The 26,939-nt window shown below is 35.5% G+C and carries 30 protein-coding genes and 2 pseudogenes; 18 read left to right on the top strand and 14 right to left on the bottom strand.

The window, feature by feature from the left end; all coding sequences use genetic code 11:
- Nucleotides 1-272 precede the first annotated feature (272 nt).
- From AC3OCB_RS04100 to AC3OCB_RS04075, 6 genes are all read left to right on the top strand, one after another.
- Nucleotides 273-869 (top strand): hypothetical protein, encoded by a 597-nt coding sequence (locus tag AC3OCB_RS04100; RefSeq protein WP_498340945.1) that lies wholly within the window; start codon nt 273-275, stop codon nt 867-869.
- 13 nt (nt 870-882) lie between these two features.
- Nucleotides 883-1,686 carry a hypothetical protein gene (locus AC3OCB_RS04095; RefSeq protein ID WP_498340944.1) on the top strand — a complete coding sequence of 268 codons (804 nt, stop codon included), beginning with the start codon at nt 883-885 and terminating at the stop codon, nt 1,684-1,686.
- On the top strand, nt 1,676-2,434 hold the full coding sequence (locus AC3OCB_RS04090) for a hypothetical protein (protein WP_498340943.1): 759 nt from the start codon (nt 1,676-1,678) through the stop codon (nt 2,432-2,434). Before AC3OCB_RS04095 ends, AC3OCB_RS04090 begins: the two co-directional genes overlap by 11 nt.
- Nucleotides 2,421-3,791, top strand: a complete 1,371-nt coding sequence (locus AC3OCB_RS04085) for a hypothetical protein (protein WP_498340942.1) — start codon at nt 2,421-2,423, stop codon at nt 3,789-3,791. Before AC3OCB_RS04090 ends, AC3OCB_RS04085 begins: the two co-directional genes overlap by 14 nt.
- Before the next feature lie 63 nt (nt 3,792-3,854).
- Nucleotides 3,855-4,706 carry a translation elongation factor gene (locus AC3OCB_RS04080; protein ID WP_498340941.1) on the top strand — a complete coding sequence of 284 codons (852 nt, stop codon included), beginning with the start codon at nt 3,855-3,857 and terminating at the stop codon, nt 4,704-4,706.
- Between the two features lie 278 nt (nt 4,707-4,984).
- Entirely contained in the window at nt 4,985-5,662 is a 678-nt protein-coding gene (locus tag AC3OCB_RS04075; RefSeq protein WP_498340940.1) for a hypothetical protein, read from the top strand.
- A 209-nt stretch (nt 5,663-5,871) separates the two neighbouring features.
- On the opposite strand, the gene AC3OCB_RS04070 is transcribed toward AC3OCB_RS04075, so the two are convergent.
- Together AC3OCB_RS04070 and AC3OCB_RS04065 are read right to left on the bottom strand one after the other, a co-directional pair.
- Nucleotides 5,872-6,210, bottom strand: a complete 339-nt coding sequence (locus tag AC3OCB_RS04070) for a YidH family protein (protein ID WP_498340939.1) — start codon at nt 6,208-6,210, stop codon at nt 5,872-5,874.
- A 53-nt stretch (nt 6,211-6,263) separates the two neighbouring features.
- Entirely contained in the window at nt 6,264-7,184 is a 921-nt protein-coding gene (locus tag AC3OCB_RS04065) for a sodium:calcium antiporter (protein WP_498340938.1), read from the bottom strand.
- 64 nt (nt 7,185-7,248) lie between these two features.
- On the opposite strand from AC3OCB_RS04065, the gene AC3OCB_RS04060 reads away from it, so the two are divergent.
- Nucleotides 7,249-7,956, top strand: coding sequence for an HAD family hydrolase (locus tag AC3OCB_RS04060; protein ID WP_498340936.1), 708 nt, complete (start codon nt 7,249-7,251; stop codon nt 7,954-7,956).
- Here the strand turns inward: AC3OCB_RS04060 and AC3OCB_RS04055 are convergent.
- The 3 genes from AC3OCB_RS04055 to AC3OCB_RS04045 all read right to left on the bottom strand — a co-directional run bounded on the left by AC3OCB_RS04055 (nt 7,921) and on the right by AC3OCB_RS04045 (nt 9,905).
- Nucleotides 7,921-8,469, bottom strand: coding sequence for an MFS transporter (locus AC3OCB_RS04055; protein WP_498340934.1), 549 nt, complete (start codon nt 8,467-8,469; stop codon nt 7,921-7,923). The genes AC3OCB_RS04060 and AC3OCB_RS04055 overlap by 36 nt on opposite strands.
- A gap of 31 nt (nt 8,470-8,500) precedes the next feature.
- Entirely contained in the window at nt 8,501-8,980 is a 480-nt protein-coding gene (locus tag AC3OCB_RS04050) for an MFS transporter (protein WP_498340933.1), read from the bottom strand.
- A 64-nt stretch (nt 8,981-9,044) separates the two neighbouring features.
- Complete coding sequence (locus AC3OCB_RS04045) at nt 9,045-9,905, bottom strand: LysO family transporter (RefSeq protein ID WP_498340931.1); 861 nt, start codon at nt 9,903-9,905, stop codon at nt 9,045-9,047.
- A gap of 76 nt (nt 9,906-9,981) precedes the next feature.
- Here AC3OCB_RS04045 and AC3OCB_RS04040 point away from each other — a divergent pair, with 76 nt between their 5' ends.
- Nucleotides 9,982-10,563, top strand: a complete 582-nt coding sequence (locus tag AC3OCB_RS04040; protein WP_498340930.1) for a hypothetical protein — start codon at nt 9,982-9,984, stop codon at nt 10,561-10,563.
- Between the two features lie 67 nt (nt 10,564-10,630).
- Nucleotides 10,631-11,026: pseudogene (locus AC3OCB_RS04035) on the top strand (molybdopterin-dependent oxidoreductase); the annotation flags it as partial.
- Nucleotides 11,027-11,097: 71 nt separating this feature from the next.
- On the opposite strand, the gene AC3OCB_RS04030 reads toward AC3OCB_RS04035, so the two are convergent.
- Nucleotides 11,098-12,327, bottom strand: a complete 1,230-nt coding sequence (locus AC3OCB_RS04030; RefSeq protein ID WP_498340929.1) for an RNA-guided endonuclease TnpB family protein — start codon at nt 12,325-12,327, stop codon at nt 11,098-11,100.
- A 51-nt stretch (nt 12,328-12,378) separates the two neighbouring features.
- On the opposite strand from AC3OCB_RS04030, the gene AC3OCB_RS04025 reads away from it, so the two are divergent.
- The 5 genes from AC3OCB_RS04025 (at nt 12,379) to AC3OCB_RS04005 (ending at nt 15,732) form a co-directional block, all read left to right on the top strand.
- Nucleotides 12,379-12,522 carry a hypothetical protein gene (locus AC3OCB_RS04025; protein WP_498340928.1) on the top strand — a complete coding sequence of 48 codons (144 nt, stop codon included), beginning with the start codon at nt 12,379-12,381 and terminating at the stop codon, nt 12,520-12,522.
- Nucleotides 12,523-12,566: 44 nt separating this feature from the next.
- Nucleotides 12,567-13,304, top strand: coding sequence for an NAD(P)/FAD-dependent oxidoreductase (locus AC3OCB_RS04020; protein ID WP_498340927.1), 738 nt, complete (start codon nt 12,567-12,569; stop codon nt 13,302-13,304).
- 150 nt (nt 13,305-13,454) lie between these two features.
- On the top strand, nt 13,455-13,895 hold the full coding sequence (locus AC3OCB_RS04015) for a PaREP1 family protein (RefSeq protein WP_498340925.1): 441 nt from the start codon (nt 13,455-13,457) through the stop codon (nt 13,893-13,895).
- A gap of 2 nt (nt 13,896-13,897) precedes the next feature.
- Nucleotides 13,898-15,217 carry an FAD-binding oxidoreductase gene (locus AC3OCB_RS04010; protein ID WP_498340924.1) on the top strand — a complete coding sequence of 440 codons (1,320 nt, stop codon included), beginning with the start codon at nt 13,898-13,900 and terminating at the stop codon, nt 15,215-15,217.
- On the top strand, nt 15,214-15,732 hold the full coding sequence (locus AC3OCB_RS04005; RefSeq protein WP_498340923.1) for a nicotinamide-nucleotide adenylyltransferase: 519 nt from the start codon (nt 15,214-15,216) through the stop codon (nt 15,730-15,732). The genes AC3OCB_RS04010 and AC3OCB_RS04005 overlap by 4 nt, the downstream gene beginning before the upstream one ends.
- Here AC3OCB_RS04005 and AC3OCB_RS04000 read toward each other — a convergent pair.
- The 3 genes and pseudogenes from AC3OCB_RS04000 to AC3OCB_RS03990 all read right to left on the bottom strand — a co-directional run bounded on the left by AC3OCB_RS04000 (nt 15,703) and on the right by AC3OCB_RS03990 (nt 17,744).
- Nucleotides 15,703-16,041 carry a hypothetical protein gene (locus AC3OCB_RS04000; protein WP_498340921.1) on the bottom strand — a complete coding sequence of 113 codons (339 nt, stop codon included), beginning with the start codon at nt 16,039-16,041 and terminating at the stop codon, nt 15,703-15,705. The genes AC3OCB_RS04005 and AC3OCB_RS04000 overlap by 30 nt on opposite strands.
- 86 nt (nt 16,042-16,127) lie before the next feature.
- Nucleotides 16,128-16,917 (bottom strand): annotated as a pseudogene (proC, locus tag AC3OCB_RS03995) (pyrroline-5-carboxylate reductase).
- Between the two features lie 134 nt (nt 16,918-17,051).
- Complete coding sequence (locus AC3OCB_RS03990; RefSeq protein WP_498340920.1) at nt 17,052-17,744, bottom strand: TIGR00266 family protein; 693 nt, start codon at nt 17,742-17,744, stop codon at nt 17,052-17,054.
- A 192-nt stretch (nt 17,745-17,936) separates the two neighbouring features.
- On the opposite strand from AC3OCB_RS03990, the gene AC3OCB_RS03985 reads away from it, so the two are divergent.
- Nucleotides 17,937-19,448 carry a M61 family metallopeptidase gene (locus AC3OCB_RS03985; RefSeq protein ID WP_498340919.1) on the top strand — a complete coding sequence of 504 codons (1,512 nt, stop codon included), beginning with the start codon at nt 17,937-17,939 and terminating at the stop codon, nt 19,446-19,448.
- 23 nt (nt 19,449-19,471) lie between these two features.
- On the opposite strand, the gene sul7d is transcribed toward AC3OCB_RS03985, so the two are convergent.
- The 3 genes from sul7d to AC3OCB_RS03970 all read right to left on the bottom strand — a co-directional run bounded on the left by sul7d (nt 19,472) and on the right by AC3OCB_RS03970 (nt 23,034).
- On the bottom strand, nt 19,472-19,666 hold the full coding sequence (sul7d, locus tag AC3OCB_RS03980) for a Sul7d family chromatin protein (RefSeq protein ID WP_498340918.1): 195 nt from the start codon (nt 19,664-19,666) through the stop codon (nt 19,472-19,474).
- Between the two features lie 93 nt (nt 19,667-19,759).
- On the bottom strand, nt 19,760-21,511 hold the full coding sequence (locus tag AC3OCB_RS03975; RefSeq protein ID WP_498340917.1) for a molybdopterin-dependent oxidoreductase: 1,752 nt from the start codon (nt 21,509-21,511) through the stop codon (nt 19,760-19,762).
- 314 nt (nt 21,512-21,825) lie between these two features.
- Entirely contained in the window at nt 21,826-23,034 is a 1,209-nt protein-coding gene (locus AC3OCB_RS03970; protein ID WP_498340916.1) for a cation:proton antiporter, read from the bottom strand.
- Nucleotides 23,035-23,076: 42 nt separating this feature from the next.
- Between AC3OCB_RS03970 and AC3OCB_RS03965 the strand changes: the two genes are divergently transcribed.
- Both AC3OCB_RS03965 and AC3OCB_RS03960 read left to right on the top strand, forming a co-directional pair.
- Entirely contained in the window at nt 23,077-24,015 is a 939-nt protein-coding gene (locus tag AC3OCB_RS03965; RefSeq protein ID WP_498340915.1) for a hypothetical protein, read from the top strand.
- Between the two features lie 145 nt (nt 24,016-24,160).
- Nucleotides 24,161-24,544 (top strand): replication-relaxation family protein, encoded by a 384-nt coding sequence (locus AC3OCB_RS03960; RefSeq protein WP_498340914.1) that lies wholly within the window; start codon nt 24,161-24,163, stop codon nt 24,542-24,544.
- A 24-nt stretch (nt 24,545-24,568) separates the two neighbouring features.
- On the opposite strand, the gene AC3OCB_RS03955 is transcribed toward AC3OCB_RS03960, so the two are convergent.
- Entirely contained in the window at nt 24,569-26,155 is a 1,587-nt protein-coding gene (locus tag AC3OCB_RS03955) for a sodium:solute symporter family protein (protein WP_498340913.1), read from the bottom strand.
- 7 nt (nt 26,156-26,162) lie between these two features.
- On the bottom strand, nt 26,163-26,348 hold the full coding sequence (locus AC3OCB_RS03950; protein WP_498340912.1) for a hypothetical protein: 186 nt from the start codon (nt 26,346-26,348) through the stop codon (nt 26,163-26,165).
- A gap of 212 nt (nt 26,349-26,560) precedes the next feature.
- On the opposite strand from AC3OCB_RS03950, the gene AC3OCB_RS03945 reads away from it, so the two are divergent.
- Nucleotides 26,561-26,881 (top strand): hypothetical protein, encoded by a 321-nt coding sequence (locus AC3OCB_RS03945; protein WP_498340911.1) that lies wholly within the window; start codon nt 26,561-26,563, stop codon nt 26,879-26,881.
- The last annotated feature ends 58 nt before the right edge of the window (nt 26,882-26,939 follow it).

The raw sequence follows: 26,939 nt of genomic DNA, 5'->3' as shown, positions 1-26,939 counted from the left end.
TTAACACTCTTTACTTATACTAAGCTTTTTAACTATAAAGAATTCAAGGGTTACTTGTAAAAAATGAATATTAAACAGTTAATTTTTTAGCTTACCTATTATTTTGTTTTGTAATACAGTCTTTATATTATATAAATGATTGTAATAAAGTCATTAAATTATTTTAAAAAGATATTTATTTTGAACAATCCCTTTTTATCTTAATCTGACATCAAAGTAAACTAAGAAAGTGAAGAGTAAACTTTAAATAGAGCTTCAAAAAAAAAACAGATATGAAGCCACTAAACAAAAGGAAAATTCTGATATTCTCTCTGCTACTAATAATACCAGTGGCAACACTTGCGTTTGCCGATGTAATTTACATCTATACTGGTCAAATAAACGTAGGATTAGCTAAAACACAACCAATAACTTTTACTTATAATGGTCAAACTACGGGGCCTAATGGCAATGTTCCAGGATATATTTTGTTCCAAGGAAGTAACACAGGGTTTACAGTAAACTTAAACATAACTAACTCTAGTGCAGCTTATTTCTATCGAGCAGGATATCTTACAGTAAATACTGCAGGCTATATTTATGTAACTAGTATAACTCCAAGTGGAAGCACTAATTTAGTAAACAGCATGACAATCTATATTCAGGATATGAACACTGGAGCAACTGTAGCTTCATTCACAGTTATAAACAACGGTCAACCTGCAACTACTCCATCATCAGCAATTTCATTAAGTACAGGAGCATATTATATTAGCATATACGTGGTTCCAAATACCCCATTACCTCAACCTTCAACTGGATCCATAGAGACCATAACAGTAAATTTTGGATACAATTTAGTTAGTGGATCTGCGATAGTACCACCATAAATGAGTGAGTAAAATGGAATTAAGGCATAAGGTTTTTTATTTTTCTCTTGCTCTTCTTCTAATTATTTCTTTATTATTTACTCTTTTAACATCAAGAGAGTATTTTACGTTAAGCAAACCAACTAATTTGCCTTATGCTTATGTAAATAAAATTGTAGCTAACTCCTCAGGTTTTTACTTTTTTATTAACATATATAACAACGGCTACCCCTTTGTACCTCAATCCGGGTATATTGTTGTTCCAGATCTGGGCGAGGGTGGTAATATAACAATAATTAACTCAACTTTTGTTTTTGTCAAACTACCTCTAAAGCCCCTTTTATACCCTAATCAGTCTGTTGGGATTAAAGGGTTAATAAAGGGTGAAATAAATGGCTCTCCAACCTATATATCGTTTTTTAACTTTGGCAATATTTACATTGAAAACTCAATAAAAATTGTAAAAGTGTATTACTTGAGCAATAAAAACTCCTCACTGTTAATAGTTACTTTAAACGTATCTAGCATAGTTCCAATAGAGTTAGTTCATGCTGTTAACATAAGCCTTTCGCATGAACGTTATTACGTATTTAATACTCAAAACGTTTTTCTTTTCAATAGTACTTATATATTTGCTGGAAATCATCTTGTTAACTTAACCACAACTTTGACACCCTTTATCTCTGGTAATAAATTCGTATTAATTTATCAAAAGGAAATAAACTATAATTTAACTTACACTCTTTACTTCCCTCTTTACGTTAAGTATTTATATCCTAGCGAGAATGTTACAACTTTAGACGTATTATATTACAGTGGTGAGGTTTATGAGATATGAAATTCTTATTTTTGTTTTAGTAACAACAGCTTTCCTAATTTCATGGTACTTTGTTCCTATCTACGTGGTTTTTGGGCCTAATTTGCTAATCCAACTCACTCCTCTAGGTTTTGACATTCATGTGTTAAATTTTAATTACACAGTAATTCCATTAGTGGTTTATTTAGTACCCGTTTATGCAATAGCCTCTATAATAGTCCCCCTAGTATGGAAAAAGACTAGATACTCTCTTTATGTTTCTGCAATTTTAGCGGGATTGTCATTAGCAATGTTTCTTTCCACTATCCTTTATCTCTGGAGATATATAGTGATAAATGGTTATATTGCGTCGCCAACACCAGACGGGGTTACTTATGTTTTTCTTCCTAAAAGTTGGAGTTTAGGCTTTCCAGCTTATTTGCTTTTTTCCTCAGTGATACTGAGCGTAGTTAGTGCTTCAACGAGGGCAAGATGGTTAATCCCGCAAAAGAGGAAGGGAATTTACATTGACCTTAGCAACGGCATACTTCCAGTTATAGAAATGATACTTAACAAACTCGATATTCCTTATACTAAGATTGGGAATGAGATTGACGTAAATGGGTTAAAGATAAGGGAATTTGGCGATAAAGTAGTTTTTGTTACTCCAAATAACGAAGTTTTTGAGTATAAGAACAAGGAAGAGGGATTTAGGAACTACTTCCCCTACTTATTCTCTCACATTGCTACCAATGAAGTAAAGGAGGTTGAGGATTATGAAATTGACTAAACTAATGGTTCTTCTCTTTTTAGCTTTATTATTTCCCCTTCTAGCTAACTCAGATGTAATTTTTATAGATAAGGGAGCTTTAAACGTAGGAGTTACTACTCCACCATTCCAAGTTATCTCAGGTAATTACAAAATTTGTAATTTCCCAATTTCTCAATGGACTTCTTCTCCTCAAGGTTTTTACGGCTCACTAACGCCAATCACTATAAACACAACTAGTGGCTATGTAATCCACGTCAACGAACCAATGTTTTACGTTAATGTAAACAATGCTGGAAACCTTGGAATGATTGTTAATCAAAACTCCTACATTTCCACTGCTAAGTTAACTTTGACTACAACCCAAGCTATATATCCTTCAGAGGGTTATTTCTCTCTCAGCCCAGGGAGTTATTACGCGTATTTCAACTCGACTTTCATTTCGCCAATTACCTCATCATTTACCCTATCAGGCAGATACAACTACACTGTTCAAGGAGTTACTTTCATGTATAACTTTTATGAAACAATAAACCCATTAACCGGAAATGTTATGAACCTCCTAAACGGATATTCAAACTTTTACGTCCCCCATATATATGAAGGGGTCAGTGGCTCTTATGTTGCTCCAAATACCGTAACCTATTATAGTTACTTTAATGCTCCTTTGGCTTACTGGGGAAGCTACTCAATTACTCAGCCCGTGTTACGTTTAATCTATGATACACCAGACTCTCAAGGTCTTATGTTCTGGAACGAACAGTATACTAATGGAAAAAACGTTACAATAACACTCATTGGAGTTTATACCAGCGGGTCTTCTAACCCAGCAGATGGATATGAGATCTATTTGTTCTTAAATCCTACTAAATGGAGTGTAAGCTCAACTTGGAACAATTCCGCATCATTTCCTACACTATTCTCAGATCCTTCCCGTGGCACTCAATATTCTCAAGTCCAAGGCGATATTGCTTTACCGCAATCTAGGACACAATATCTAATGGTTCAATGGGATCCATATTGGCAAATTGGTTCTTCAGGAGGTTCTGGAGGTCAATGGAATGTTTGGATAGTAACTAACAAAAATGACAACCAAAATAGTCTTAAAGTAACAGCTTATAATGGCGTTGGTAATGGCGTTTTTAAACCAAACCCTGGTGATTACATACTTATCTGTGTAACCTACAACCCAACTATCAACACTGTTTATGGAGTCGCCTATGATTTAAACACCGGTCAATCAGCCACGGTCTCTCAATCACTAGGTAATAATTTCACCCCGCCACCATCTGGTAGCTATGTATTTGGAATAGGAGGAAACACTGGTGGGGCTTACGCAAATTGGGGATTGCTTTATGCAAACTACAGTGTTTGGTAAAAGAAGATCATAACCAAGTCAAATACTAGTCAACTATTTATTTTTCCTCACACCTTTACAATTATGCTTAAAGGGTCAATAATTACAGTCCTTGCTTCTGAGGAAAGTGAAGTTACTTCAATAGCCGAGAGACTAGGAAAAAAGACTGAAAACCAAATATATTATAAAAAAATTGGGGAATTAGTCAGATCTGTTTTATTGCCTTCTCCTCAAAAGTTGCTTGACCAAGCTGAATCCCTTTCTATCTCCACCTCATTTTATCTTAGAGTTTCAAAGTTTAATGCCCTAGAGGCAGAACTGGCACTCATGGCTGAAGCTTCTGGAATAGAAGGCATCGTTCTGACTGATGACCCAGATACTTTTCAGAAGTACTTTAAAGAACTTTTGATATCAAAAATGATAAGCGAATTTAAAGAGTTAGATGTTGAGGTTCAAGATAAAGGATATGTTTACATAGATAGGGCGTTTAACGTAAAAGGGGTTGGAGTTGTAGTTTTAGGTTTCGCAATGACCCAAGTAAATGCACATGATAAGTTAATTGCATTGCCAATGAAAAAAGAAGCTGAGATAAAAAGCATTCAAGTCCTTGATGAAGATCAAGAGAGTGTTTTGCCCGGTACAAGAATTGGTTTTGCATTAAGAAATGTAAAGCTTGAAGACATTGAAGGAATAACTGCAATGATTAAACCCGGAGTAAAGCTGACAAACAAGGTTAAATTTAAGAAGTTTAAATGGGCTTCTGAGGCTCAAAATGTTCATGTTGTTGCAGGAGGATTCAAGATGCTAGCTACCGTAAGCGGAGATGAGATAGTCCTAAATGGCGAGATACCAGAAACTGTAAAAAGAGGTATAATACTAAACATGAATGCAAAGCCTAAAACTCCTAAAGTGTTTGGTTATAGCTATTTAGAATAAACTCCTAGAGGAAGCCTTACGTTATTTCATGATAATTCTTTTTGTTCTCTAGGGACTATAGATACTTTTTATCACTTGCTACGTAAGAGATACACTTTAAGCATCAGTCTCGTAAAAATTAATGCTTAATATTACTAATGAGGCAAAGGGTTAAAACTTCTTTGATTCCCTTAAGTTTAAAATATAATTTCGTTTCAATATTCTAAAATACGTAAATAAGTAAGTAAGAAGACTCAACTGAAAGTTATGTTTTTATATTAAGGAACAAATTTATACTTATGGTAGAACTTACAACAGTTACTGAGGCAATAGGGAAGTTCGCTGAGACATTAGTTGAAAAAATTAAACAAGGAGAGAAGCTTTCCTCTGAAGATTACCTCTTTCTTACCCTTTACTACTTATCTAGGGAACTAGAGTTAATAGATAAAAGAATTGAAAAAGAAGTTGAGAGGCTTGATTTGAAAATCGATAAGACAAGGGAAGAGATAAAAGATTATGTAGACAATAGACATGACGATACGAACATAAGAATTGATGACTTGAGGGGTGATGTGGATAAGAGGTTTGATGACGTTAACAGAAGGATTGAAGATCTAAAGGGTGATGTGGACAAGAGGTTTGATGATATGAAGGTGTATGTGGATAAAGGGTTTGAAAGTACAAACAAGAGGATTGATGACATGAAGAGTGATGTGGACAAGAGGTTTGATGATACCAATAAGAAAATAGATGGCTTGAAAAACGACTTCACCAAGAGGATTGATGACATGAAGAGTGATGTGGACAAAAGGTTTGATGATCTAAAAAGTGACGTAAACAAAAGGTTTGATGACATGAAGGTATATGTTGATAAAGGATTTGAGGATATAAAGTCAGACATTAAAGAGATAAAAGATGATGTTAGAGCAATAAACGAAAGAATCGATAAAATTCTTGAAATTTTAACTAAAAAATGAATTCGACTTATATACCGGATAAATAATTATCTCTACCTACTACTTTTTCTCATCTAACCAGTATTCTTTAAGTCTCATAAGCTTCTAGTCCCTATACGGTTTTTGCTAATAATCAGGAGCTAAGATAAGACTGTTGTAAAAACTATTGAAGCGAGAAAAAGATATCTAGATTAAGACAAGAAGACCTAAAACACTAAAAGCCATTAACTTCATACTGCAATGTACAAACTTACCACTAACATTATTGCTAGCACGATTAGAATTCCTGTGTAAATAACTATTGGAGTAATCTTAGCCTCAAATTTCCCTTTTTCAAGCTCTCTTTCTTGCTCTAAAAACTCATAAAAACCGTAAAGCAATGTGGCAATTCCCATCAAAATCATTACTACTCCACCTAAAAGCGAGGAAGATGTTAACTTTTCATGGACTAGAAGATGAAGAAAAATTTGGAATTTAGCTATGACAAATCCAAATCCCATTAATGCTATTGAAGTTCTTACCCAAGCTAAAAATGTCCTTTTGTTTGCTAAGTGATCTCTTGCATTCATATGAATAACTACATTCTCAAGTATAAGTTACTATCTTTGCGAGTTTAAACGTGTCACAAATACAAGGACAAAAAGGCTATCAAAAAGTAAAGGAAAAGTAGAACAACGCTTTCCTTGACTCCTAGCTTCTTGTCCATTAGTATAAGTATTGCTATTATATTTGCTATGACTGTTGCAATCAACTCATTAATCCCAGGCATTACAGAAATGTCTGAAAAGAGACCTATTATAGCTAGCAGAACCGTTGCGTTTTCTATTTTACTTCCTACAAAATCGAAGATGGCTAAAGAGCCTCCGTCAGTAGACGTGTGGGTAAGTCTTACTGCCGATATGGTCTCTTCAAGTTCCCCTGCAAAAGGAGTAATAATAAGTGCTAACCATATTACTGGAATGCCGATCTGTTCCGATAATTTAACTATTTGTGCAATGAAAGGTTCAGAAAAAATAACTAGAAGGAATGCACCAACAACCAAATAAATAGTAGCTTTTAACGCTTCCTTTTCATCAACGTCTCTATCTTCTTTAGCAAATTTCCTTACTCTGTAAGTAGCGTAATACAAGTAGATCGCTAAGAGGGGGATTGCTGTAAACACGTTTATTCTCCTATACAAGATGATAAGGAATAACGCTATCGTAGTTATTATTAGGAACTTGTGTTCTACTGAGTAATCCTCTTGTATTACAAGGTTCTTCCTCCACTTTGAATAAAAGTAAAGACCTAAAAACCCAACCCCAAAAGTGAAGAGCAAAACGTTACCTCCTATAGCTGAACCTAAAGCTACATAGGGTTCATTTCTCAAAACAGCAACTATAACAAATATTGTCTCTGGTAAAGCTGTCAAAAGCCCCATTATAATTCCTCCAGCCATCCCCTGACCCATGAACTTTTCAAGTTTTTCAGTGCCTCTGGAGATTAGTTCTGCTGAAAGTGCTAGAAACAAGAAGATTATCAGCAGTTCTATTAATTCTAGCAACCTACTATATCTTCTCTTTTATACCCTTTAAGCTTTATCAAAAAATTGAGGCAACTATAAACTTTTGAATAAAAATTTAAAAATTTTGCCAAAGATCAAACTTATAGGAGTGAAAAAGAGAGAGAACGCAATGAAGAAAATCATATCATTAGATATGGGAGACACATTAATAGCATTTACACCTAGAAGATATGAATTAATTCATGAAACTCTTAAAGACCACGGCTACTCTTTCTCCCTAGAGCAAGTTTACAGAAAATACATCAAAACTATGGCTAAGCATCACTTCCCAGATCCTCACGGAGTTAATCCTTTTGATGTAAGAGAGTTCCTCTATGAATTGGGTTTAAACCCTACAGACGAAAAACTTGTCAAGGAAATTAGCAAAGCAGGAAGGGGTGAAGAAGTGGACTTATTTGACGATACAATAGAATTTCTTGAATATGTTAAAAAAGAAGGATATTCAGTAGTGCTCGTATCGAATGCAACACCGAGAGGCAAAGAGGTTTTTGAAAAATTTGGTTTAAGAAAGTACTTTGACCTAACAGTTTTCTCTTTTGAAGTTGGGCTAGTTAAACCAAATCCAAGGATCTTTTCTTTAGTTACAAGACAAATAGGAAAACCCTTAGTACACGTAGGAGATATTTACGAAATGGACGTAGTAGGGGCAAGGAATGCAGGGATAAACGCTGTGTTGCTAAACCGTTTTGGTTTTTATAAAGAAGGCATTAAAACTTTAAGAGACCTTGAGAAGCTTGAAATACAAAAGTGAAGAGACAATAATTGTTATGCCACAGAAAATCCAGAGATAGAAGTAACTTACTAGAATTATTATAAAGGAAGCAATAATAGGAGCTATAATGCCACTGCTCTGCCAGAAAAGGTTAGTAAATCCAGCAACACTGCCAGCTTTTTTACCTCCTATCAAGGAAACTGCGGTTGAATTTGCTGGAGTTATTATAAACCTTATAAAACCCATAAGTGTTGAAACAATCATTATTCCCAGAGAAAAAGTCACAAAGGAGAAAGTTGATGTAAGAAAACCATATAGAAACTCGAACAAAGAGAGAGTCACTCTAACACCAACCCTTCTGATTACATAGCCAGCTATTATTGTTGAAGGAATCCCAGCTAATGCAAGAAGAGAGTAAGCAAAGCCAGCTATATAGTCGTTAAGTCCAATATGAATAAAGTACTTATATGCATAAAGAGTGATTATCCAGTAAGAGAGAAAGAAAAGGAAACCTGAAATACTTACGGTAATTACGTTTCTGTCCGTGATCAATTCCCTCACTAGAAGCTCACTTTTTGTCCTTTCACCTTTTCTTTTTATCTACAAAAAAGAACAAAAGAGCAACAATTAAGGAGAGTAAGGAAATGAAGTAGTAAGAAGTCCTCCACCCAAGGTTTATACTAAACCAAGGTAAGATTATCCCAGCAAGCACTATAGACAATGGCCACGCTAAACTGTAATAGCCTATAGCAACCGGCAGTTCCATTTTCTGAAAGTATAACGAAAGTATCTTAATAGTGACAGGATAGACCCATCCTGCAGACAATCCCATTAGAAAACTAGCTATATACTCCTCCAAGATAGAACTGCTAAAACCAGATAGAAATGACGAAGCTGAAATTCCTATCACACTTACCACAATAATATTCCTTGGGGTTATCATGTCAGAAAGAACTCCTGCTGGGAGTTGAACTAGTATATATCCAACAAAGAATAATGAAAAGATTATCCCATCCTCAACTACAGTGGGCTTTAAAGAGGAGTAACGGAGACGATCCCCCAAGCTATCCTAGAGAAATAGCTAAGAAAGAAAGAAGCTGAAGAAAGAAAAACAACTACCCATCTGTTCATAGGAGCACCACTAATGGTAATATTACTGGAACGAGGAGAGTTAAAAACAATCCGTTTATTAACGCACCAACAGCATACTCATTTCCTAATAAATCAACATAAAGGGGAAGAGTTACATCCATACTCGTTGCCCCACCAACAGCTATTGCCCCTATTGGAGAAGCTTTAACACGAAAGAAGAGAGGTATCAATAAGAATGTTAGTTGCTCTCTTAAGAAGTTGACTAGAAATGCGAACACACCAACAACCGGACCATAGTACTTAGCGACAAAAGGCCCAGTATAGGAGTACCAACCAGAGCCTAAAGTAACAAGCAAGATCTCCTTAAAAGGGTAAAAGGGAGTTAGAAGAAATGCAGTAATCACAGCACCAACAACGTCTATGAAGATTGTCAATATGGCAAGACCAGAGACTCTCTTCAAAACTTCTAACTTCAAATCCTTTCCAATTTGTAAACCAATTATTACAACTAAAGCATATAATTCACAGTCAATCACCAATGAGAAAACGTTTGACGGAATTACCTTAAGAAAAACTCCTAAACCTAGACCAAGGACTAAGGGCAAAACGTATTTTAGCTGTGTTTGCCAGTCTATTTTTTTCCATTCACTTTTCCCTTTCACTACGAAAAATAATCCCAGCAAATATGTGACTATAACAACTAAGGCTGAAGCAAGAAGTGATGTGGATATTACATAAAAAATCTCACTCCCAGTTATCTCACTTCCTCCCCAGAAGGATATAGTAAATATTAAGAGAATTACAATAATGTCTGAGGCAATTGAAGGTATCTTAATAAATCTTCCTAGTGCGACAGAAACGACATAAAGTAAAAGAAATATGAGGAGGAAGTACATAGAGAAGGAGAAAGATTGTTTGCTTAAATATTTTTCTTTTAGGAAGTTTTTTAAGATTGGTAAAATCTGGTTACAAGTGCAATTATTCATTAAGAGATATAAGCAGGAGAATGATATTAATACAAAATACGAAGTTATTGCAGAGCTCTTTTCCTCAAGGATAGGAAAACTGCTTGACATACCTATTCTTGAGTTAAAACCGACAGAAGAAGGAATTGCGATGAAGATGTTAAAGAGAAGAGGAGATAGAAAAGGAATTAGAAACTTAGAAAAAATAAAAAGAGCTTTACCATTTGAGGAATGGTTACTTAATATTGATCTAAAAGAAGAGCATGTGATGATAGACGAGGAAGATAATGCATATATTATTGACCATGGACATACTTTATCAACCTGGAAACCGCTATACTACGTAATAGAAATTGTAAACAAACCTGTAACTAGGTTTAAACTGTGGAGTGACGTAGATAATTTTAGAGAAGGAGTAGAGGTTGTCAGGTCTTTAGATTGTGAGCATACAAAAATATATCTGAAAGAAACTGCAAATGAAGTTTCACATTTACTTAACTTGAAAAACGATGAAATAGCAGATTTCATTGACATAAGTAGTAAAATTCTTGAACATAGGAAAAAGATTTTACATTTACTTTCTAATTAAATATATTTCTTTGTAGTAATATTAAATATAAAACATAGGAAGGGGAAAATACATGAGTGAAGAGCATATGAGTGAAGTTAGAAGTATATGCCCTTATTGCGGGGTAGGATGTGGATTAAAGTTAGAAGTAATTAACAACATCTTAGTTAGAGTAGAGCCAGATCCTTCTCACATTGTCAGTAGGGGTCACGTATGTGGAAAAGGAAGTACTGCACATGAACCCATTTATAGCTGGGATAGACTGCTTTACCCCTTGAAAAAAAAGAAAGGAGTCTTTGTAAGGATTAGTTGGGATGAAGCAATTAAGGAGATCTCAGAGAAACTTCTCGAAATAAAGAAAAAATACGGAGAACAGACAATAGGTTTTTATGGAGGATGTCAAAATACATTAGAAGAAGTTTATTCATTTATGAAGTTAGCAAGGGCAATAGGAACTAATAACATTGATTCTTGTGCTAAGGTTCGGGTTGGGAGCTGATTTTTAGATATTTCTAGTTATTTCTAATTACATGCAGTAGCCTCATCGTATCCCCCTCATCCCCTCATTCTTCTTCCCCTGCTCTGTCGGGTTTCATCCTTCACTGCAGGGGCCTTCAGGAGAGACCCAAGGCTCTCCCACATCCTCTTGTGAATGTTTAAGGATGCGTTTTTGTCTCTGTCAGCAATAAATCCGCATTTTGGGCAAACAGCGAGTCTACCGTGAAACACTAACTCAGTACCACACCTATAACACAATTTTGACGTACCTCTAGGGTTTATGAAGTATATCGGGACGTTATATTCTATTGCTTTAGTTATTATAGCATTCTGAAGTGCGCGGTAGTCAAGACGTGATGTCTTCCATCTATTCTGTTTGTTCATGCTCCTCAACTCTTCTATTAAACCAGTTAGTTCTTCTAATGTGATAGCATTTTTCTTTTTTAACGCAAATAAGACAAGCCTTTTGGCAAACTTTCTAGATCCGTCTACAACAACATTCTTAGCTTTTCTGTGAAGTTCTCTTATCCTTTTCAATATTCTGTTGTTGTATCTCCACCTCTTTGAATACTTTCTCTGCATCTCTTCAGCTTTAGCCCTTAAGGATAGGGCTTTAACGAACGGTGTATCTTCTCTCCTCACTTTTTTACCGTCATAAAACACTAGCTTTCTCAAGTTAACATCAAGCCCTATTACACCTAATGGGGTATAAGGTTTATATTCAACTTCAAAAATAATGCTAACGTAGAATTTTCCGTTGCGGTATGAGACATACACCTCTTTCCACTTGTATTTTCTTTCTAACATCTGTATCTGAAACTTATTAATGTACTCCTTTCTATGCTTTAATCTGAGAGTGAACCACTTACTTTTGCTCTTAAAAATTACTCTGACTTCTCCTCTTTTCAGATCGACTCTAGCGTCTTGATTATCGAACTCAGCAGTTAGCCTTTTCATTATCGGAACATGTGAAGTTCCATTCTTTATTGCCTCCTTCACAATTTTTCCTGCTCTGAGGTACATGCTCTTTGTTACATGAGCTCTATAACCTTTCTCTTCCGTCAATCTGTCATAAAACATTGCGTGTAATTGGCTCTTTCCGGGCACATCTTTTAAGCTCCATAACTCATCTACCATCTTTTGCATATTGTAGCGATACTCCACTAGTTCCCACAGCAACTCCTCTCTGTCTTTCGTCTCTGCTTCAGCTCTTAACGCTAATCTATACTTCTCACCCATCCCCTCATTTGAGGGGATAAACGGGTTCATCGGTTGTGTGGTTTCCACAATCTTTTATTTAGCATACAAACTTATAAACTTTTGTATAAATAATAGATTATGAGAACTATATATGTATTTGAAGGGAGAGTGGTAAGAGCGATGAAAAGGTACATAGTATATCCACCAAAAGAGTACCAAGAGAAGTTGCAAAAGCTTCACGGAAAGAAAGTTAAAGTGATTGTTATTGAGGAAAGTGATTGAGAGTAAGTGAAATTAATAAAAGTTCATTAAAAACTAAAAGAGGCTTGAAGAAAGCTCTAGAAGAAGCTAAGGAAGGAGCAAAAGTGTTTGTGGGAAATGCTAAAAATAGTCCGATAGAAGGGCCTTCATATCAAGTTGCATTGATTGCAGAATACCTATTGAGGAGTAAGAAAGGAGAAGTTTATTTGGCTACTCAAAGCCCCAAGGGAGTGTTTGGAATTTTACCAGTAGATTATGTTCCTCAGAAAGCAAATGAATATTTTGAGAAAAAGAGAGGGATCAAACTAATAAAAGGTGTTTCTGTTAAAGAGATAAGAAAAAGCAAAGTAATTTTAAGTAATAATGAAGAAGTTGAAGCAGATATTATATCAGTTTTACCCACACTTTCCGCTCCAGAGGTAGTAAAGAAAGCTGGAATGACCGATGACTCAGGTTTTGTTCCAGTGAAGTTACCAAGTTTCAAATATGACGAGAGAATTTATGCTCTAGGAGACTTAGCAAAGGGCATGATCCAAGCTAAAACTGCAAGGAGTGCAATGATCTCTGCGGAAAATGCAGTAACAGATTTTCTCCATCTAGACAGAGATTACTACTCACAAGGAGTTTTATGTGTAATGGAAGGAGGAGATGATGGTGGATTACTTAGATTTGATAAGGGAAGAGAAGGTGTAAAAGTGACATTATCTTTCGGAAAACAATACATCTTATTGAAGAAAATATACAGTAAACTCTTAGTCAATTCCGCGTTTAATGTACCTTACCATGCTTCACTAAGAATTTGAAAAACTTAAAGCACTGGTTTTCACTCGGAACAGCTAAAACATAGTTTTTGACCTATTAGTACTCTCTGTCTTCTTTCTGCTCTAAAGGACGAAGCTTTCATTGGTAATTTTTGGATAATTCTTTTATTTTCACTTTTTCACTCTATTTTTATGAAATTGCCTCCCTTAATTGTAAACGAGTTGCTTAGGAAGAATATAGACGAGGCTGATATTGTTGAATTGCTCTTTGACTATTTTAACCTTGACAGCTCATTAAAACCAAAAGTTTACCGTGAGCTAGTTGAAATTCTTTTAAGTAGGTCTTGTGAGCTAATAGAAAAAGGAGAATATGATGAAGCCGTAAACAAAATCTATAAAGCTACTGAATTACTAGTGAGAACTATAGCTCTTTCAAAAAATCTTGAGGAAGCTAAAAATGCCGAAAATAAGGGATGGACACCGACGTATACAGAAAGAGTAGCAGAAAAAGTAGGTCTTTCTACAATTCTTTCATCAGCACTTAATTTTTATGAAAGAAAACCTGATAAGGTTGAATTAGAGAGTTTCGTAAAAAACATAAAAAGAGTTATTACATCTCGCAGTAATAGTTAATTGTGCTAGAAGGTATTGAAATTTCTGAGGGGGAAAGAGAAGATTTCGTAGGATTTAAAATAAAACCAAAAATCATTGCCTTTCCAAAAGATGAAGAGGAAGTAATCAAAATTGTTAATTACGCTAGAGAAACTAAAACACCAATAGTAACTTGGGGAGCAGGAACAAGTTTATCCGGGCATTTAATGTGTGATGGATGTATCCTAGTTGATATGAGCAAGTACATGAACAAGATTCTTGAAATAAATGATATCGATTGGTATGCTAGAGTTCAGCCGGGGGTTAACCTTGAATTCCTCAACGAGAAGCTAGAGGAGAAAGGATTTTTCTTCCCACCAGACCCTGCAAGCTTCTTCCTCTGCACTGTAGGAGGAGCAACAGCAAACTCTTCTGGTGGGATGAGAGGAGTAAAATATGGTACTTTCAGAGATTGGGTACTATCACTAAAAGTTGTGTTGCCTAACGGAAAATCGGTACAAATAGGGGAACCCTTTAGAAAAAACCGAGGAGGATATGATCTAGTACATTTATTTGTAGGTAGTGAAGGAACCCTCGGAATAATAACAGAAATTTGGCTAAGAATAACACCTTTGCCAAAAAGAAAGATATACACATTTCTTGCATATATGAATAGCCTAGAAGATACTGCGGAAGTTATAAGAGAATTGAGAAAGAGAAAAATACTGCCAGAGATTGCTGAGTATATTGACTTAGATGTAATAAAGGCTTTAAACAAGAACCTAAATGCTGATCTAAAAGAAAGTGAAGGAGGGACTCTAATAATCTCTATCGAGGAAGATTACCTTGAGGATCTGAAGTCAGTCTTGGAGGGAAGGGAATATAAAATTACAGAAGGAGAAGAAGCAGAAAAGATCTACTCTATAAGGGCACAGAGTGCAATAGCATTAAGGGCTGAAAGTAAGTACATGTTCGTAGAAGATATTGTAGTACCGGTCTCAAAGCTTGTTGACGCTATAAAGAGATTAAAAGAAGTTGAAAGAAAATATAATATAAGGATGCCGGTAATTTCTCATATAGGAGATGGGAATTTACACCCAAACATTATGATAGATGATCCTTCTATCGCTGAAACCATATTTGAGGAAGTTGCTAGGATCGCGATAGATTTAGGTGGATCAATATCCGGTGAGCATGGAATAGGGGTCCAAAAAGCGAAACTGCTAGGTGAACAAATAGTAAAGCACAATGGGGAAGACGTGCTGAAAATAATGAAAGGTATTAAGGACTTAATTGACCCTTACGATATAATGAATCCTAATAAGTACGTAGAATTAGCTTATAAGACGTGGGAAAAGAAATGAGAGCGGTATTCCCTGGGAGATTTCAACCATTCCATTTAGGTCACTTGGCAGTTATCGAATTATTACTTTCAAAATATGATGAGGTTATTGTTATCGTAGGTAGCGGAAAAGACAGTCACAGTATTTATAATCCATTTACCGCTGGAGAAAGGATTGAAATGCTGAAAAACGGTTTAAAAGAGTTTAACGCTGACTTCAGGAGATTGATCATTTTCCCTATTTTAGACTCCTTTACTGGGAAAATCTGGATAAGGAGTGTAGAGCAATATTCCCCTAAGTTCGATGTAGTGGTAAGCGGAAATCCTCTAGTAGTCACTACAGCCAAAGAGGCAGGTTATTTAGTTGACCTCCCACCAATGTTTAACAGAGATATGTATAGTGCAACTAAAATAAGAAAACTAATGTTAGAAGGTAATGAAGGATGGAGTGAGTTAGTTCCTAAGAGTGTTTATTCGTTTATTAAAAAAATCAAAGGGGATGAAAGGTTAAGAGATGTAGCTAGGAGCGATAACTGAGTATATCTTCTCCTTCACGTACTCAAGGACTTCTCCCAGAAGCTTATAACACTCAACCTTTTCAAGGCTGAGCTCAGGAAGTTCCCAGTACTTATATTTATATTTACAGAGCTCTACCGAGAATATTTCAAGGTTAACCTTCATAGTCCATATATACTTGTTTGTTACTACTGTGGAGTATATCCTTCCCTTGCTCCTAAACATGTGAGCAGAATCAAGAAGCTTGGGAAGTATCTCATCTAATACATCTCTTGCATTAACACCATGATCACTCATTCTTTTATCCAAAAGTGACGTGATAAATATCATAAGGTAATACTTGTTTTATTAACTAATAAATTTTTATAAGACACCTAAAGAGCAGATTTTCCAATCCATGCGTCACATAAAATAAGTCATGAGGAGTCAAAAGTCTTATCAATTTCCTTCCCTATTGACGAAGAACGCTGATATGCAGCTTCAACAGTCTTTATTATCGCAGACTTTATTCCTTCGCTCTCCATAACCATGAGCCCCCTTATTGTTGTCCCTGCAGGAGTGGTTACTTGGTCTCTTAAAAGGACTGGGTGTGTCTTCTCCTTTCTAAGTGTAGCTACAGTGCCTTCGACCATATCAAGGATAGATTCATAAGCTAAATCCCTTGGCATTCCGCAAGCCACTGCACCTAATGCAAAAGCATCAATTATCTCTGCTATAAACGCGGGTCCACTACCAATAATTGCAGTCCAAGCGTCTAATAGCTCTTCAGAGACCCAATACACATTTCCAATGGTTTTGAAGATTTTTTCTATTTCTTCATCCTTTTCTTCAGATAGAGCAGTTGTAGCTTTTCCTACTATTGCATTTATATTGGGCATTGCTCTATAGACTTTGGTATTTGCTAATCTTCTCAAGGTGGAAATCCTCACTCCAGCCATTACAGAAACGACTTTTTTTCCCGTCCCATGCATTTTTACTAACCTCCCTTAAGACTGAATGAAAATGTTGAGGTTTTACCGCTAGTATTACAATGTCACTTTTCCTCACAGCGTAATCATTATCATTAGTTGCCTCTGTCCCCTCTTTCTTTATCTTTTCCAACGTTGTTTCACTCCTCCCAGTTCCTATAACTTCAACGTTAAGGCTTTTCACTCCCCTTAAGATAGCATAACCTATTTTCCCTACGCCGATAATTGCAATTTTCATTGCTAGATAAAGATAGAAAGAGAAGAATTAAAAGCCTAGTTTGTCATATTTTCTACATTTTAATAGTTAAAAATCTAGCTAGAATGACGATTAAAACCTTTAAGCTACCTTACTATCATTTTATATCATATAAATCAAAACGGTAGTTGTATTCCACCTTGCTGTCCTTGGGGCAAATATGGTATTAGAGCAGAGGCTAGCTGTTCTGCAGTTAATGTGTGTAACCAAACTCTACCAGGGCCTTGTATAGTTACGAAGAAAAGTCCCTCGTGGGAGAAAAATATTGATCTTAATCCTCCAACTAGCTGAACATCATATTGCATGCCTTCTTGAAAAGCCATCAAGTGAGACGCTTCGACTTGAAGTATTTCCCCGGGAGCTAAGTCTTTAACTATTACCTCACCGTAAGAATGCAAAAAGAGATTGCCGAATCCGTGAAATCTGGCTAAAAAGAGTCCTTCTCCTCCTAACCATCCTGCAGTCAGTTTAGCTAATTGTGCGTCATAGTTTACACCAACATCTGCAGCCAAAAACGAATGAGCTTCTGCTAAAATTCCATTTCCTTGTAGAGGAACTTGTACTATCTTACCTGGAAATATTCCAGAGAGATAAACTTCCCCGGGACCATAAAATTCCGTTACAAAAAATGAACCTCCAGTTAATGCTCTTTTTATAGCCCCAAAAAGTCCTCCTCTCATTTTAGTTTGCATTTGAACCGTTGCATGTTTAGAAATCATATGCCCTGCGTCAGCATAGATCATCTCTCCGGGGCCTAAAGTAACTTTCAAATACTGTAAATCAGCTCCTTCGATTAAATATTGTGGCATTTTTCTCCTAAAATAGTATATATATTTAAGCTTAAAAAGCAGTTCCTTATATTCTCAGCTACTATTCTCTTGCTTAATAAGACACTTTGTTAGTAACTCTTCTAAATCATACTTTATCTCATTTTAACATTCTTAGTAAAAGTAGTACTATCTCATATATAGCTTAAAACTATTAACTAAATAATGAAAGTTATGAGGTTTATTGTAACTCCGAGACACAGATACATAGATGTTGAGGGAGAAGGAAAAGAGGGAGTGATCACATTTCCTACATGGGTTCCAGGCTCGTATTTTATAAGAGAGCCGGAAAAGAACGTTATTTTTTATGAAGGTGGTTATCCGATTTCAAAAAACAAGTTCTGGGTAAAAGAAAGGTTTCGTTACCTCTATTACGCTAATTCAAAAGACCAAAGAGAGATAATTTCCCTTTCCAACTATCTATTTATCAACCCAGTATCTCTATTCCCCTTTCAAGATCTAGAAGAAAAATACTGTGTAAAGATAAATACCTCATGGGAAGTCCACACAACTCTTAGAAAGGAAGGAGAATGGTTCTGCGCAGATAATTATGATGAGTTTGCAGATTCACCTATTCAATCCTCTCCCAATTTAAAGATGATCAAGATAGATGATTTCCACTCAATTTCCACCATAGACGATTTTACTGAAGTAGACAAGCTGAGAAAAGTCCTACTTACTGTTGATTCTTTTCTAGGTGACACTTTACCTAATTATATTTTCTTTTTCAGAAGAAGTGATAAGAACTTTGGAGGGATTGAACATAAAGATTCATCTGCCATAGTAGTTAACTGGGAACGAAAAGATTTACTCTGGTTATTTGCACATGAGTATTTTCATAGGTGGAATATTAAGAGGATTAAACCAAAGGATTTGAGGATAGATTATGAGCATGAAAGCTATACCGAGTTATTGTGGGTTGCTGAAGGTCTAACAGACTATATGGCGTTTCTCTCTTTGATAGAAAGTGGTACAATATCAGTCAATGAAGGTCTTAAATCGATTGCAAATATCTTAAGAAACCTAACTTTCCCCGGAATAAGAAGGATGAGTTTAGCTGAATCCTCTAAATTAACATGGGTGAAGTTATACAAAAGAGATGAGAACTTCCCTAACATTGGAATATCTTATTATGATGCTGGATTTGTAGTAGGTCTGTTAATGGACTTTAGGATAAGAGAGATGAGTAAGTGTAAGAAGAATATTGTGGACTTCTTTAAAGAATTATACAAAATTAAGGGATACACATATGACGATGTTAAGAGAATTGCTGAAGACTTAGGCGTGGCCTTTTTAGATGATTTAATCTTCAAAAGAAATCCACCCATTTTCGACCTCCTAAATAAATACCTAAAAGTAGACTTTGTAGATAAAGGAAAACCATATTACGGAATAAGAGTTGATGGAAATATAATAACATTTGTAGAAGATGATTCTCCAGCAGACAAAGCTGGATTGAACATTGGTGATGAGATAGTAGCCATTGACGGAATAAAAAGACAATCGCTCTCGGTAAAAGATGAGGTAAACCTGACGTTATCTAGAGAAGGAAGACTATTTGAGGTAAAGCTCAAAGCTGGGGAAAACCCAGGTCACACAGTGATGTTGAGAGGAGAGGGAGAACTATTTAGATGTTTAATGAAAAGCGAAAAAGGAGAAGCAATAGGGGAAGAAAAAATAACTTAAGATATAAAACTAGCTAGTTTATCTTATTTCTTTCCTGATTTTTCTAACATTTGTATTAATTCTTTTGGAGCATCTTTTTCGCTTACTGCTCCTCTACCAGTCTTGCCATTGTCGTCATATGTGAATGATATCATTTTTCCAACTTTCCATACTTTCTTTATCTTTGAAACATCTACTTGTTTCTCTTCTCCTTTGTACTTGAACTTTACTGTTACCATTTCTGGTCAAGTAATGTTCTGCTATATCTAGTTAATTAAGATTTTCCTTTTATTTTTGGTATTACATAATAATAATTAGCATGAGTATAACATTTATTTCAATAAATAGATTTTAACTGTATTCCCGTTAAGTAAAGGAGTGCCACCATACTTCCCTTTCTCACTCCCAATTAACGCATTTATGGGTTTACCATCAAGATCTATAAGAGAACTCTTGAACATAAAGACTATGTTGTCCTTTAGTCTCTCGTCCTTCTTAAAAATCACCTTAACTTTACCGTTTTTATTTTCGATGTACCCGATCCCCTCAAGATCCTTGGTATAAGCGATAGGGAGTTGCGGATAAATCTCCTTAAATTGAGAGTTAGTATGATTCGGATGGGATGAAAAAACAAGGTATTTCCCCTTTGGAGGAACTTTGATATCTGGTAAGGGTTTCACTTTTACTTTTTCCGTGTTTACAACTTTGTTAATCTTTACAATTTTCTTTTCCTTTAACTCCGATAAAGAAACCCCAGTACCTCTTAGAGCAACGTCTACAGCATGCCATTCGTCTTCCTCAATTAAAGGATGAGAAGAAATGCCGTATTCTTTCCCTAGCATTTTTACTAATTCTACCTCACTAACCCCTCTCTTCTTTGCTATAGGTTCATTGTAAACAAGATAGTTGTGCCAATAACCATATACTACGTCATATTTCTCTAGGAATGTAGGAGCTGGTATTACAACACTTGCTATTTTGCTTGTTTCGTCCCAAAAAGGTGTGTGAGAGACTAGGAATACTCTTCCTTCTTCGACAGCATCCTTGATTTTATCAGCACCAGGTAATGAGTGAATAGGGTTGGCGTTCCAGCTAAAGATAAACTTGATTTTCCCTTCTTCAACCTCTTTTCCTACCTCTGCCATTCCCACAATTCTACTAGGCTTTGAAATATGGAGACCGCGAAGATATGAAAAGTCGATACCCCATCCTTGACTGTTAGAATAATAGAAACCCCTTTTAATCCCTAGAAGAGCAGGGATCAGAGAGATAAGTGAGATACCGTCACCGCCGTTTATTGTTCTACCTAGGGCAAAACCTATGATAGTAAGAGGTTTGTAATAGTAATAGAGCTCAGCTAACTCCTCTATTTCATCTTCCTTAAGCCCAGTAACACTCTCTATCAAAGACATATCATATTTGTTTACATATTCTCTTAAGGCTTCTATGTCGTCTATCAGAGAAGTTTCATAAAGTCCTTCATAAAGGAGAGTTTTAATTATTCCAATTGCTAAAAAAGCATCTGAACCTGGATTCACCACATACGCTTTCTCACTTCTTTTTGCTGTCTCACTCAGCCTAACGTCGATCGTTATCTTGTACTTGTTTGCTAACAGCTTCCATCCATGTATGAAAGAAAACGCAGCTTCAGATCCCCAAAATACAACTGCACTGTATTTTGAAAAGTCCTCTGGAAGAGCACCAAATGAACTACCGTAATGAAGTTTAATGGCTTCATGCCCTTCTGCAGAACAAATAGAGTAATCAGTAGAAGCAGAGTTTATAGCGTTCCAAAACCTTGAAGGATAATACCAAGTTAAAAGACCTTGATTTCCGTCATAGTCTATGTGAATTACTTCTTCTTTCTTTACTTCTTTCAGTTTTTTCACAGTAAGACGAATGGCCTCTTCGCCAGAAACCTCTTTTCCCTCTATGTAAGCTGAGTTCACTCTGTTTTTATCATTTCTTTTAAGATCTGCGAGACCTCTTGAACAAGTAAAGCCATTTACAGGGAAGACATTCAACGGTTTATATTTTTCATCAAATATACAAGTATCATAACAATCTCTAGTGCATGCAATCATTACGCTTTAATACCCGTACGTGATAATAAAGTTTATGTGATGTGTGCGACCGTGTCTGATTGATGAGGAGATTCCTTTAAGCTGATGATTCTGTTTGTCGATAGAAGATGTGTTTTCGCAGTTCGATATGATATAAGATATCCTTTATGGGCTTCTATATTGCCCATAACTTCTTCTCAATGACTGTGAGTCATTAGCTTTCATCCCCAACACTAGTGGGAATACATCTACTTAATCATGCACTTATAGCATAGTTCACTTCGTTGCATGGTTCGTCTTATCTCGTAGTATTTTAACTTAAAACACCAAAAAGACTACTGTTTCTCGACTCCAATGATCCATTTTTTAACAAGATAAGTAAATAAAATACCGCCAACTATAGTAGTAACGAGTGCCATTATTACAACTTGGGAGAATTCATGAACCGTAAAGATTGAAGACGATAATCCTAGAGTTGCAATAACTAGTCCCAATTCTCCTCTAGGAATCATTCCAATTGAGGCTAAAAATGACTCTTTAACGCTTTTTGTATAAATGAATACAAAGGGGAAAATCCCTGCAATTTTACCTATTGAACTTAAAAACGTCAAGAGTAAGCCTAAGAGTAAGTCATTTATATTAGTAAATGTTGAAATAGGAGTCTCTAAGCCTACATAAATGAAAAAAATCGGGCCAAATACTGCTAAAAGTGCAGAAGTAAAGGAAGAAATCTTAGAGGACTTAACACTTTCTGCTATAGCCAGACCCGCAATGAAGGAAGCTATTATCGGGGAAAAACCAATTAAAAGCATAAGAAAGACAAGGAGGAAAAGGATAAACAAGGAGAATTGATTTACCAACTCATCTCTAACATGAGATATAACTCTTGGAATTATAAAGACAGAAAGGAAGAGAATTATCACCCAAGAGATAATCATTATAGCAACATTATATGTTACTTCTAAAAATGAAATGACTTTTACGCTTTCTATTTGCAGTATAGTTGAAAGAATGATCAAAGATACAACGTCATCTAGGGCTGCAGCAGAAATCATTATCCTAGCGAAATTCTTCTTATAGAGTTTAAATTCCTCAACTATTGATGCGCTTGCAGCTAAACTAGTTGCAGCACTAGCAGCACCCATTAGCATAGCAATTTGTGAAGGATAAACTATTAGAAAAGTGAAATAAACTATAATGACTGGAATAAGAGCACCGAATGTTGCTGCCAAAAAGCCTAACGGACCAGCAGATTTTAGGCTTTTGAAACCATGTGAGAGACCGGAGGCGAAAATAAGGAGAATGACAGAGAACTCCGAAAAGAGATATAAGTAAGAGTTTGTTTGAAAGAGGTCTACATCAAATAAAGAGTTTATAATTCCACCTAAGGCATAAGGACTAAGAATTATCCCAACTAAAAGTTCGCCGATTAGTGCCGGTAAGTAATACCTCTCTATGAGGACTCTAACTGCTTCGGCAGCAGTTAATAAAATGGATAGTTCCAGTAACGTGAGGTAAATTATATCGGGAGCGCTAGAAGACATAACACAAGCAATTTTATTTTTAAGCAGTTTAATATAAAGTTGATGCCTTTATTTGGAAAATCAAAAGAAAAAATATATCATATAGATCATTTACCAGAGAAAATGAAACTTGCGTTAAAGACTGTCATGGACGTAAATTTGCCTGATGTTGCAAAGTATTATGGATTAAAATATTTAACACCACGTTTTGGAGAACCCATTTTTATTCCCTATGGCGAACTAAACGGAAAGTTTGATAGTTATGAAGATGCTTTTGAGAAAATTTACGAGACTATAGAGCAGATAAAACAGGAAGGATATAATCAGTACAAGCAATGGTATCCTAACGTTGAGTTTTTAGATCACTATAGAATAGTGTTTCACTCTGCAACCACTGAGGAGGGAGTAATTTATGGAATTGGAGCACAACCTTTAGCTGACCTAAAGCCAGGACTAAAGTTAGAAGAAAAGGATGTAACGGTTGTAGGGATGGCAGTAAGAATTAACAATGCCAAATATTTTGACATTGTAAGAGATAGAAGAAAAGAAATAATTGATGCATATAATTATGTCTATTCAGAATTCCATGCAAAATATGATAAAGATAAAGTTTACGTTGAAGAGGTAGCAACTTATTACATGAATAAGTTCTTTGAAGTCGTTGATTCCTATTTTAAAGGGCTGACGTTCACTAACAGCTTAAAGGGTGAAGTGGCTGTAATTCCTCTATTTACCTCTTTAGCTAAGAGAGATGGAAAGATCGTAGATTTGTGGAAGGAGTACTATAAAAACTACTTTGATGAAGGAAACTATTACAAGTTTGAGGCGATAAGAGCAATTTACAATGAAGAATTTGTAAATAAGATACTTTCGCAAGTGAGGGACAATTTTGAAAATGTAGTGTTACTTGGTGAAGACGGCAAAAAACCTAGAGTACCAGAAATATTGAAAGACTTGAAAGTAGTGAAGGAAGAGTCAAACTATGTGGTTTTGCAAAAATAATTTTTTCTTTACATGTAACAAAGAACGAAAAGACACTAAGATAATTAGTGTGGTAAGTTGTTTTACTGATACCAATTTTAGGTCTCTGACAGATTATTCACTGTTTTGAAATAATCTTTTTAAGTTTAAAGAAGAAAGAATTCATATGAATTTAAGAGATAAAGTATTATCATACCTTTATGATAAAAGAAGCGCTACTGTAGAAGAGATTGCTAACGCAATACAAGAGGAACAAGATTACGTTCAAGCAACACTTAGAGTGCTTGAAAATGAGAAGTTAGTTAAGAGAGCTCAAAAAGGGTTGATTTTCAAAAAAACAGTTTACGAATTAACACCAACTGGCTTAGAAAAAGCTTCAGAGGCATATGAGAGATTAAAAGAAAAAGCAAACCAACTACAATACATATTACAAGGAGGAGAGATACCACAAGAGTACGCCGATTTGTTACCCTTAATGCTTACACTCTCAATGATAGAAACAGCGATGATACAAGATATAATGTTATTTGATATTCTTGATAATATATAAAAAGAAGTTTTTTTAAAAAAAAAGTTACTTTTCTTGTTTGCTTATCTCTGGAGGTTTAACTTCTTCAAAATCTTTCGCATTAAGTGTGGTATATGGTCTCCAGCCAGCCAAATATGCAACTAAAGAACCAATTACTGTTACGAGCAAATTGATCCCTAGAGCTATCAAGTTTATATAGATGGAACCAAATGGTGTTGCAAATAGTGATGTTGTTAACGATGTGGAGTGATTTACATAGAAGTTAACATAAACAACTAGACCTACACCGCTTATTATACCAGCAACCCATCCTGCTAATGTTGAGTTTTTCTCCAGCTTGTTGGTGAATAATGACAAGAAAACTGCTGGAAGAGTTTGAGTAATTATTATGCCTCCTAATAGCTGTAACTGTATAGCATATGTAGCTGGGACTATAAAGACAAAAGCCAACGCAATAAACTTGAATAACATTGACAAAATCTTGGCTAACCTAGCCTCATTCGTGGGAGAGAGCTTAGTGAATTCTTCAATTACGTTTCTAGTAAATAAGTTTGCTACTCCTATGGACATTATTGCTGCTGGAACTAGACCACCAATAAATATTGCTAAAAATGCAAGACCAACAAACCAATCTGGAGTAGTAGCTGCAACTAAGGCTGGAACTGTAAATGCACCGTTACCGGTAGATAATACTACATTTAATGCACTTTTAACATTAAAGATAAGTAAGCCAAATAAGGTAATTAAGGCTAGACCAATACCGTAAACTGGCAACAAAGCTGTACCAAGTTTCAGTTTTTCTCTATCTTGAGACGATAAAGACCCATTTATTGCGTGAGGATATAGATATAGAGCAAATGTGCTTCCTAAAGCATAGCTCCAATATGCTAAGTAAAGTTGAGGTGGCAAGGTTAAATAGTCCACCTTAGGCTTTACAGCGTGAGCGTTGGCTAAAGCTGTAGCGAAGTTTCCATAGTGTGTTAGAACTACTGCTATAGTTGCTATGACTGTAATCCATACCAGTATGTCTTTATATACACCACTTAATGCAGCTCCTCTAAGACCAGAAGTAAATGTGAAAGCCGCTAATACAATAAATGCAAGTATTAGAGCAATCTCACTATCTGTCTTGCTTGACACTCCAAGACCAAGCAATAACACTCCTAAAACTGCCTGCATTCCAACTATCTGTAAAGCAATATATGGTAATTCTGCTACTGCTCCAGTTAATGCAACTGCTATTGATAATGGCCTACTGTTGAATCTGTCTTTTACATAGTCAGCAGCAGTTATATACCCTTTGTTTTTTGCTACAGTCCACAACCTAGGCATTGTAAGCATTGCTAGTCCAAAACCCCATGCTACATAGGGTACCGCATAGAAGAAGAGAGAGCCTTTAGCAAGGTAGGCTGAAGGTACTGCAATGAAAGTGTAAGCAGTAAATAGATCAGCCCCTAGTAAGAACCATATCAGAACCCAGCCTAATCTCCTACCGCCGAGACCCCATTCATCTAGCTTACTTAGATCTCCCTTTCTCCATTTACTTCCATAAAATCCTAAGAAAGCGAAAATAGCAAATAACACTAGGAAAACTGCTACTGTTACTCCGTCAATATTTAATCCAGTTGCCATTTCCCCCTCACCCTTTTATAAAAGCCACAACAAGATAAATTAACGTGGTAACTGCTAGCATTATTGTTTGGTATACGTAGAAAAATGGCAATCCATCTAGTGTAGGCTCCGCTTTGTTAAATATTGGGAATACTGAATATAGAATTATATCTACTACTAGTGCTAAAAATATTGCTAAGTAATACTTATTCATAGTTAGCTCAAAAATAAAAACACTTAAACTGTTTAAAAGCTTTATACTTTTATAATGTATAACGTTCTATCTGATTAGTCTGCATTGTAGCTATTGCAATTGATAAATTTATATTTCTTTATAAAGAGGAAAGATTTGTGAAAAATATTCAAATAAGTTAGTAATTGTAAAGTTCTATAAAAGCATAATAAGTATGAGACTGAATTAATCATGTGGCAAAATTAATTACAAGAAAAATTGAAGAGATTGTAGTCCCTCCTTTACCAGAATATTCTTATATATGTGAAGGAGAGCTTAGACAAACCCAATGCAAAGGGTCTATGATCTTCAGAGACCCCGATTTTATCTTAATCACATCACTAGACGTTCTTCAGTCTTTTAGTTTGCATTCAATAATAAATAATAAATTAAGAGGACGAAAGTTAGATAGATGGGAAACATATTTAAAAAAGTACAATATTGAGTTAGAAGGGCAAGACACAAGGGTCTTGTTAGAAAACAATGCTTTGCTTACAATTTACGTAGATGGTTAACAGTCCGTGAAGTTGACGGAGAAGTTGTAACGAAAGAATATAGAATAGTAGGTTCGAA

The sequence above is a fragment of the Sulfurisphaera sp. genome, assembly GCF_059755235.1.
The sequence above is the reverse complement of the archived record's forward strand: the minus strand, read 5'-3'. Positions and strand labels throughout refer to the sequence as shown.